Here is a 9,650-nt window from a genome sequence, read left to right on the forward strand (position 1 = left end):
TCTCCATTGAATTATTTTAAATGTTTCCTAAACTGACACGGGGAACATCCTGCCCAACTCTTAAATGCACGTGTAAATGCACTATGCTCTGTATAGCCCAACGTATATGCGATATCAGACAACCTCACATTTTCTTTTTTTAATAAAGCTAATGCTTTCTCGTGTCTGTTTTGCTTGACCAGCAATTTAAACTCTTCACCCTCATTTTTTATTTTTTTAGACAATACTCTTGGTGTGAGCCGCATTTTTTTTGCAACCTTTGTGAGATAGGGTTCTCCCTCAGATAAAATACTATTAATTTGATTATTCACTTTTTCGATAAAATCAGCACCTCCTTTGTTCCAATATGCATAAGATGCCAAAAAGGCGTCTAAACAAAGCTCATCAAATTTCTTGTAAAATGTTATAGAATTAAATAAATCACTTGAATATAAAGGGTCTTTATAAATATCATCTATTGCTGAATCGAGTATGCACTGTGTATTTTCAACATCAAGATAATCAATCAAATATTTCATACCATTCAAAAAATCATGTAGTAAAAAGTCTTGACCGACTACCTCACATTTATAAATAAGGATAATTCTAAAATCATATGAAGATAAATTATCTATGAGAGAGAAAAATTTATCGACATCCAAAAGAAAAAAAATAACCGCATGTTTTATATCTTTATTTCCGACTTCAATAATATGCAGTTTTATATTTTTTTCACAATGTGAAAAAGTATGAAACATATTATTCATCTCATCTGTCAGCTTTTAAAAGCTTAGCAAAATTCAGTATTGTTTTTTTAACACTTTATATCTTTTAAATAATCATTTTAGGAAAATTAAACATAAAAACCAAACAATAGCCTTATATGTTTAATTAACCTAAAAAATTTACATAAACTCTGAAAGCATAGTTCCTAATTGATGATGCCTTGATTAGAACCTAAACAGCGATTTCTTGGCAGCTATCATCTTTCCAGACAAGACGTTCTACAATATATTTTTGATTAAAATCAATACGTAGCTGACAGCGTTTATACTGCTGCGTATCGGCTATACGAATATCCAATACATAATTCCATGTTTTAACGCCCATCACACCTTCCTTAAAATGTGGATTACCCAAAATATGACGTATCTGGTCTTTATTCAGTCCAGTATCTAAACGAGCAACATTGTTGTATTCATAACGTTTTACCAATTTCAAATAGCTTTTATTGAGTTCTGGGAACTCGATTTCCTGAGAATGTTGTACTTCCGCATTCACTTGGTTTTGCAGAACACTACTGATGACAAAAACCATCATTAACGATATGATCCTATTCATGGATTTGTTCTCACTTCATTATCATTGAGGGAATAGAAGAACCTTTCGACTCCCCCCAAAACTTATTCAATTAATCAATTACACCACTCAGGCCAAGACGGAAACTTGGGTCGCCTTGTGAGGCAGCTGCAATGCCACCAGTCAATGACCAGCGTCCGTTATCTGCTGTCTTACGTAGCGTCGCACCAAATGCATTTTCTCCACCGTGATAAGCAGCGCCAACCGCATAGGTATATTTACCCGCGACAAAAGGCGCTGCTTCTAATGCAATTGCAGCAGCTACACCCGCATTGGCTTTTTTCTCAACATCATCAATTCTACGATTGGTATCATAAAAAGCCTGTTGCATCTGATCACCAAGATTAGTGATGCGATTATCAAGTGCCTGGTCGGCTTGATTTAACGCGCCTAGCGCATCCCCAACGTTGTTATAATTCCCTCCCGCAACATTGTACGTCGGACCTTTCCATCCCTTTTCAGGATCATAACCAGCTCCACCGCCTAATGCCGCACCTACATTTTCATAAGAACGATGCAGTTGTCCGCCATTGATGCCATCCTGTGAACCCTTCTCAATCCGCCCATCTGCGACACCCGTCACTTTCTTACCGCCTGCATGAATGCCATCGGTCGTCATGCTTGGCCCCGCTTCTCCCTTCGGTCCAGTGATGCTAATGCCACCACCTGTAATGGTCGTGCTGCCTTTGTCACCTCTAACATTCACTTGGTTCGCATTCACATCTTTCGCGGTAACACTATCCACACTGATGTCTTTGGCTAAGCCAACCTCGTAGTCTTTGCTTCCATCTGCTTTTGTCGTTTCATTAACCTTAATGTTGCCATCTTTGTTACTGACAGAAGTTTTTGCAGCTTTAGCATCCTGCTTCACTGAGGCAATCGCATCATTGATATTGTTATGTCCTGTTCCTCCAACATCCTCTGTCTTAATGGTTCCATCTGGATTGACTGTTGTCTTGCCACCAATCGCTCCTGCAACACTGTCTGAAACACCTTTGAGCTGACCGCCATTCACTGCATCTTTCGAGTCTTTGGCAACCGTACCATCTGCTACTCCTGTAACTTTCTTATCTCCTGCATCAATCCCTTCTTTGGTGACACTTGGGCCTCCTTCAATGGTGAGTCCATTGCCATCAACTTTGGTACCTCCAGCTGTCACGCTATCTACCTCTAGATCTGGTGAGGTCGAAACTTCATAGTCCGTGCTGCCATCCGCATTCTTGCTTTCCTTCACAACAATGTTTTTGCCTTCACTCACTGTCGATTTCGCTTCTTGAGCAGCTTTTCCAACCGCACCAATCGCATCGTTGATGTTGTCTTTGCCTGTGCCACCAATGTTGCTGCCACTCAACGTACCATCAGGATTTACTGTGGTATTGCCACCAATGATGTTCTTCACGCTATCGGCAACACCATGTAATTGGCTTCCATTGATTGCATCTTGTGAATCGGCTGCCACGCGTCCTGCTGCAACACCACCAATGATGGTATTGCCTGCATTAATACCACCTGCGGTAATGCTTGGCCCAATGTTCGCGCCTGTGGCATCTACAAAGCTCAAGCCTTCTTGATTCAGCTGAATGCCTTTTCCTTCTTGGTCTTTGAGCTTGATGCCTTTCGCTCCGTATTCTGCTTCATTACCTTCGCCATCTTTGACTTGAGTTCCTGTTGCAGTGAGTACGGTTTCGTTGCCGTCTTCATCTGTTGCAGTCACGCTGTCAAATTTCACGTCTTTGGCTGTTGCAACGTCATAGTTGGTACTTCCATCGGCATTTTTAGACTCGGTTACAACAATGTTGTCACCTTCGGTTACTGTGGTTTTCGCTGCAACGGCTGCGCCGCGGACTGAGTCAATCGCATCATGAATGTTGTTTTGACCTGTGTTTCCAACATTAGTGGTGGTGATTGATCCATTTGGATTTAACACTGTTTCTCCACCAATTGCGTTCTTCACACTGTCCGCAGCACCATGTAATTGACCGCCATTCACAGCCTCTTTAGAACCTGCTGCAATCGTTCCATCTGTGACACCGCTGATCTTGCCTGTCGTGCCATCAATGCTGACATCACCCACTTTGACATTGTTAAACTCAACGTCGTCTGCGGTTGCAACATTGTAGATGTCTTGTCCATCATCCCCTGTCGTCTTGGTTACAGTAATATTCTTACCCTCGGTGACTTCGGTTTTCGATGCTGCTGCTGCATTGTCTAACTGGTCTTTATTCACAGCATCGGTACCTTCTGTACCTGCTGCCACATTACTGATCTTGTTTCCTGCAGCATCAATACCAGTCTTAGTTACGCTTGGGCCACCAACAATGCTCATACCATCATTGTTGATTACGGTATCGCCTGCAGTGACGCTATCCACTTTCAGATCTTTAGTAAGTTCAATTGCGACTTTTCCGTCTTGTACCTTGGTAGTGATGTTCTCATCTGCACCCACAACATCAACTGCTTCACCCAGTTTCTTCTGAACGGTGCTGCCATCTTGCGCAGTTAAGCCAAAGCCTTTATCTGTTAAGTCCTGTCCTGCTTTATCTAACTGGCCTTTATTCACTGCATCACTGGCTTCAGTTCCGTCTGCAACGTTAGTAACTTTATTGCCAGCAGCATCGATACCTGATTTAGTGACACTTGGACCGTTGGCAATGGTTAAACCATCATTGTTGATTACGGTATCACCTGCCTTAACACTGTTCACATTCAAATCTTTGGCAAGTTCAATTGCTACTTTTCCGTCTTGGACCTTGGTAGTGATGTTCTCATCTGCACCTACAACATCAACCGCTTCACCCAGTTTCTTCTGAACAGTGATGCCATCTTGCGCGGTTAAGCCAAAGCCTTTATCGGTTAAGTCCTGTCCTGCTTTATCCAATTGGCCTTTATTCACTGCATCACTGGCTTCAGTTCCATCCGCAACGTTCGTGACTTTATTGCCAGCAGCATCGATACCTGATTTAGTGACACTTGGACCACCTGAGATGGCCATGCCATCATTGTTGATCACGGTATCACCTGCAGTGACGCTATCCACTTTCAAGTCACGGTTCAGGCTGTACTTGATGTCGTTGCCTTCTTTCGCGACTTTTAAGTTTTCTTCGCCATCCGCTGTACCAATATCAACCGTATCACCAGCTTTGACAGCACCAGCGTTTTCTCCATTACTTTGTAGTGTCCAACCTTTATCTAAGGCTGTAATCGCATCACCTACATTGTTCACGGTATTGCCATTTACATTGTAGTTCGGAGCAGTCACAGCACCTGTTGCAGGGTCATAGCTTGAACCTCCACCCAAAGCATCCGCTGTACTTTCACCCAGTTGGTCAACGCCATCCTGAACATTTTTTAATTGGCGGACGTTGACGGCATCTGTATCGGCTGCACCATCTGATAAGTTCTGGATACGTCTTTCATTGCCTGCTGTACCGACTGATACCACAGAAGCGGGGGCTGCTGTGCCTGTTCGATACGCTGCGCCTGTTGCCGTACTGGTTTGGCTCCCTGCACCTAATGCAACATCTTCGGCATTGGTTGCTACCGCATTCGAACCCAGTGCAATGCCTCTTGATGCCTGTGCATTGGCTGCATCACCGAGTGCAATCGCACCTGCGGCTGCCGCAGTGGATCGATTACCGAGTGCAACTGATCCCTGACCAATGGCTTTGTTTTCGTTACCCAATGCAACTGCACCATCTGCAGCGGTTGAAGCCGCATCATTGCCCGCAGCGGTATTATTACGACCCACAGCAACTGCACCATTACCATTGGCATTGTTGGGATCACCAATCGCAACCGCACCATCACCTGCTGCTTTTTGATCACGTCCTATTGCAACCGCACCTCCATCCGCTGTGCCTGCATTGGCTGTGGTGGTCCCTGAACCCATCGCAACGTTCTGGCCTGTACTTCCTGTGGTAACTCCATTACCAACGGCAATGTTATTGCTTCCTCCACTGGCTGTAGCGGCATTACGACCCAGTGCAATATCGTTATCACCTTGTGCTTGCGAGTTGTCTCCAACAGCAACTGAAGACGCGCCTTTAGATCGGGCACTGGTACCCACTGCTGTAGATTTATTTCCTGTGGCTTGCACAAGTGCACCAAAACCACTGGATAATTCACCACTTGCAACAGAATTTGAACCTGCGACCGTTGCACCAACAGCTGATGCATTTGCCTGATTACCTGTCGCCGTCGCAAAATTAGCGGTTGCTTTGGCACCATTACCTAAAGCACTACTATATTCTGCAGTCGCTTCGGCTAGCCCACCTAAAGCCGATGCACCCAGTTTAGTTGCTTTGCTTTTTTGTCCAACTGCTGTTGTATTCTTACCTTCAGCCTGAGCACTCGCACCTAAAGCCGTTGCCGTATAAATTGTTCCCTTCTCAGTCACTCCTTTAGCAGAAGCATCTCGACCAAGCGCAATATCACCATCACCATTCGCATTAGAGTTATGCCCAATTGCGATAGACTGATCTCCTGCTGCAATGGCTCGCCCTGCGATTGCTACAGCCTGATTTCCTGAAGCTCTTGCTCCCGAATTACGACTATTTGAGAGCCCATCAGTACCCATTGCAACACTACCCACTCCGCTCGCTTGTGCCCAAGATCCAACTGCTGTCGATTGTGTCCCCGATGCTTGAGCTTGCATGCCATATGCGGTAGCTCGTGTTGTTGCCTCAGACCCAAAACCCATGACAGTTGCTCCAGCACCTGTCGCTGAAGCATATGCTCCAACAACTTGAACACCAAGATGGTTATTTCCCTTCGCATTACATCCGACGACATTACTCCAAGTACCACTACCATTTACAGGATTAGTGTCAGTTGGTCTATTTATGCTATCAGGCCCTACACCTGCACCCGCACTACAAGTTTGTGAACCCGTGTAAGTTGCTGCATAAGCTGAACTGCTTATCACAAAACTGAGCGATAATAGTACTGTTATACCTAAAATCTGAAATGCTTGGGGTAAGGTTGCAACTTTAAAACTTACAGATTCTATATTCTGATTTTTTTCAACATTTGTTTTTTGGGGAAATGAAACTGTTATATTACGTTTCTTACAAGAGCCTCGCGCAATTTCTGAAACAACCATCCATAAATTTAAACTTTTATTCCAAACCAATCGGTAAATTTTATTCATAATCTAATCCTTTCTTATAATCAAGAAACATTAAATCTAGATAAAATTAATAAAATAAATTTAACAATTGAGTATAAAAATTAACAATACAGATTATTCATAACAAAAAAGAAGCAAATTATTATTTATAAAAACATTATAAAACCAAAAGAATTTTAAAATAAAACATATTAGGCCATTAAAAACCAACAACACCTACAAATTATAAAAATATTCTAATTAAAATACCACTTTAAAAAATACTAAATTACGTATTAATCAAATAAAAAAAGCCAGTATATAAATAAAACTGGCTCTCTATCTACTTTAAATTACCATTGAATATTCACTCTCCGATTTGGAGCTAGACATTGTACAACTTGTACATTTCTAGATTGACCAGAGCACTCTTGATATAGACTAGTCCCACCACTGACTTGCAACTGAATCCGTGCAGGATCTACTCCCTGCTGTGCCAATAACTTGGCAACTGTATTGGCTCGACGTGATGATAGATCTTGATTATAAGCAAACTTACCGAGCCGATCAGCGTAACCCGAAATGACTACAGGATTTTTTGACTGTTGAATTGATCCAACGACATTCGCAAGATTAGTAGAACTTGACTCTATTGAATTTGCATCAGAACGATCAAATGCAAAGAAGACTGTTGCATTTTGTGCAGTTGTTTGTATTGGTACTGCAGGAACAACATTATTTGCTCCCCACGCCATTAATCCCTGACACTCTTCTCCTTTCCATGATAAACGTTCAGCAATATATTTTTTGTCATAATCAATACGTAACTGACAACGCTTATAATCCTGGGTATTTGGTACGCGAATATCCAAAACGTAATTCCAAGTTTTTACCGCAAATATGCCTTCACTAAATTGCGGATTACCCAAAATATGACGAAATTGATCTTTATTCATGCCAGTATCTAAACGAGCGACATCGTTATATTCATAACGTTTGACGAGTTTAAGATAACTCTTATCCACTTCAGGAAACGTCACCTCTTGGGATGGTGTTAATTCAACTTCTGCTTGTACCTCTTCTTCGGCTTGGCTATTAATTGCAATACCTGCAAGTGTAATCATCATAAAAGCTTGAAGTTTATTCATATATATTCTCACTTAATTATTGTAAAGGGAAAAAGGAGAGCCTTTCGACTCTCCTAAAAGGTTTAGTCAATGATTGTACTAACACCAATACGAACAAGTGGGCTATTACCTTCACTGCCCATTGCAGCACCCGTTGTAAGTGACCAACGACCATTGTCTGCAGTACGTCTGAAGGTCACACCAACCGCACTTTGATCATTGTAGTAGGCAGCGCCAGCAGCCATAGTCAATTTACCTGGAATAAATGGTGCGTTCTCAAGTGCAGCTGTTGCAGCAATACCTGCAGACATTCTGTCTTCCATTTTGTCCATACGTTTGTTGGTGTCATAGAATGCTTGTTGCATTTGATCACCGAGATTGGTTACACGATCATCAATCGCCCCTAGTGCATCTCCAACATTGTTATGTGTACCACCTGCAACATTGTACGTCGGACCTTTCCATCCCTTCTCAGGATCATAACCAGCTCCACCGCCCAATGCCGCACCTACATTTTCATAAGAACGATGCAGTTGTCCGCCATTGATGCCATCCTGTGAACCCTTCTCAATCCGCCCATCTGCGACACCCGTCACTTTCTTACCGCCTGCATGAATGCCATCGGTCGTCATGCTTGGCCCCGCTTCTCCCTTCGGTCCAGTGATGCTAATGCCACCACCTGTAATGGTCGTGCTGCCTTTGTCACCTCTAACATTCACTTGGTTCGCATTCACATCTTTCGCGGTAACACTATCCACACTGATGTCTTTGGCTAAGCCAACCTCGTAGTCTTTGCTTCCATCTGCTTTTGTCGTTTCATTAACCTTAATGTTGCCATCTTTGTTACTGACAGAAGTTTTTGCAGCTTTAGCATCCTGCTTCACTGAGGCAATCGCATCATTGATATTGTTATGTCCTGTTCCTCCAACATCCTCTGTCTTAATGGTTCCATCTGGATTGACTGTTGTCTTGCCACCAATCGCTCCTGCAACACTGTCTGAAACACCTTTGAGCTGACCGCCATTCACTGCATCTTTCGAGTCTTTGGCAACCGTACCATCTGCTACTCCTGTAACTTTCTTATCTCCTGCATCAATCCCTTCTTTGGTGACACTTGGGCCTCCTTCAATGGTGAGTCCATTGCCATCAACTTTGGTACCTCCAGCTGTCACGCTATCTACCTCTAGATCTGGTGAGGTCGAAACTTCATAGTCCGTGCTGCCATCCGCATTCTTGCTTTCCTTCACAACAATGTTTTTGCCTTCACTCACTGTCGATTTCGCTTCTTGAGCAGCTTTTCCAACCGCACCAATCGCATCGTTGATGTTGTCTTTGCCTGTGCCACCAATGTTGCTGCCACTCAACGTACCATCAGGATTTACTGTGGTATTGCCACCAATGATGTTCTTCACGCTATCGGCAACACCATGTAATTGGCTTCCATTGATTGCATCTTGTGAATCGGCTGCCACGCGTCCTGCTGCAACACCACCAATGATGGTATTGCCTGCATTAATACCACCTGCGGTAATGCTTGGCCCAATGTTCGCGCCTGTGGCATCTACAAAGCTCAAGCCTTCTTGATTCAGCTGAATGCCTTTTCCTTCTTGGTCTTTGAGCTTGATGCCTTTCGCTCCGTATTCTGCTTCATTACCTTCGCCATCTTTGACTTGAGTTCCTGTTGCAGTGAGTACGGTTTCGTTGCCGTCTTCATCTGTTGCAGTCACGCTGTCAAATTTCACGTCTTTGGCTGTTGCAACGTCATAGTTGGTACTTCCATCGGCATTTTTAGACTCGGTTACAACAATGTTGTCACCTTCGGTTACTGTGGTTTTCGCTGCAACGGCTGCGCCGCGGACTGAGTCAATCGCATCATGAATGTTGTTTTGACCTGTGTTTCCAACATTAGTGGTGGTGATTGATCCATTTGGATTTAACACTGTTTCTCCACCAATTGCGTTCTTCACACTGTCCGCAGCACCATGTAATTGACCGCCATTCACAGCCTCTTTAGAACCTGCTGCAATCGTTCCATCTGTGACACCGCTGATCTTGCCTGTCGTGCCATCAATGCTGAC

The 9,650-nt window shown here is 43.4% G+C and carries 5 protein-coding genes; all 5 read right to left on the minus strand.

The features are described 5' to 3' along the window. Nucleotides 1-11: 11 nt before the first annotated feature. Nucleotides 12-737, minus strand: a complete 726-nt coding sequence (locus tag F909_RS15455; protein ID WP_005146811.1) for a helix-turn-helix domain-containing protein — start codon at nt 735-737, stop codon at nt 12-14. Nucleotides 738-936: 199 nt separating this feature from the next. Next, on the minus strand, nt 937-1,296 hold the full coding sequence (gene bamE, locus F909_RS15450) for an outer membrane protein assembly factor BamE domain-containing protein (protein ID WP_416202063.1): 360 nt from the start codon (nt 1,294-1,296) through the stop codon (nt 937-939). Nucleotides 1,297-1,390: 94 nt separating this feature from the next. Next, nucleotides 1,391-6,487 carry an ESPR-type extended signal peptide-containing protein gene (locus tag F909_RS15445; protein WP_005146817.1) on the minus strand — a complete coding sequence of 1,699 codons (5,097 nt, stop codon included), beginning with the start codon at nt 6,485-6,487 and terminating at the stop codon, nt 1,391-1,393. Nucleotides 6,488-6,798: 311 nt separating this feature from the next. Continuing rightward, nucleotides 6,799-7,593 carry a trimeric autotransporter adhesin/peptidogylcan-associated protein TpgA gene (gene tpgA / locus F909_RS15440; protein WP_005146821.1) on the minus strand — a complete coding sequence of 265 codons (795 nt, stop codon included), beginning with the start codon at nt 7,591-7,593 and terminating at the stop codon, nt 6,799-6,801. Nucleotides 7,594-7,655: 62 nt separating this feature from the next. Then, nucleotides 7,656-9,650, minus strand: a 1,995-nt coding sequence (locus F909_RS20735; protein ID WP_005146824.1) for a YadA-like family protein, incomplete at its 5' end; no start/stop codon positions are given.

The organism is Acinetobacter sp. ANC 3929 (assembly GCF_000369405.1).
Lineage (GTDB): Bacteria > Pseudomonadota > Gammaproteobacteria > Pseudomonadales > Moraxellaceae > Acinetobacter.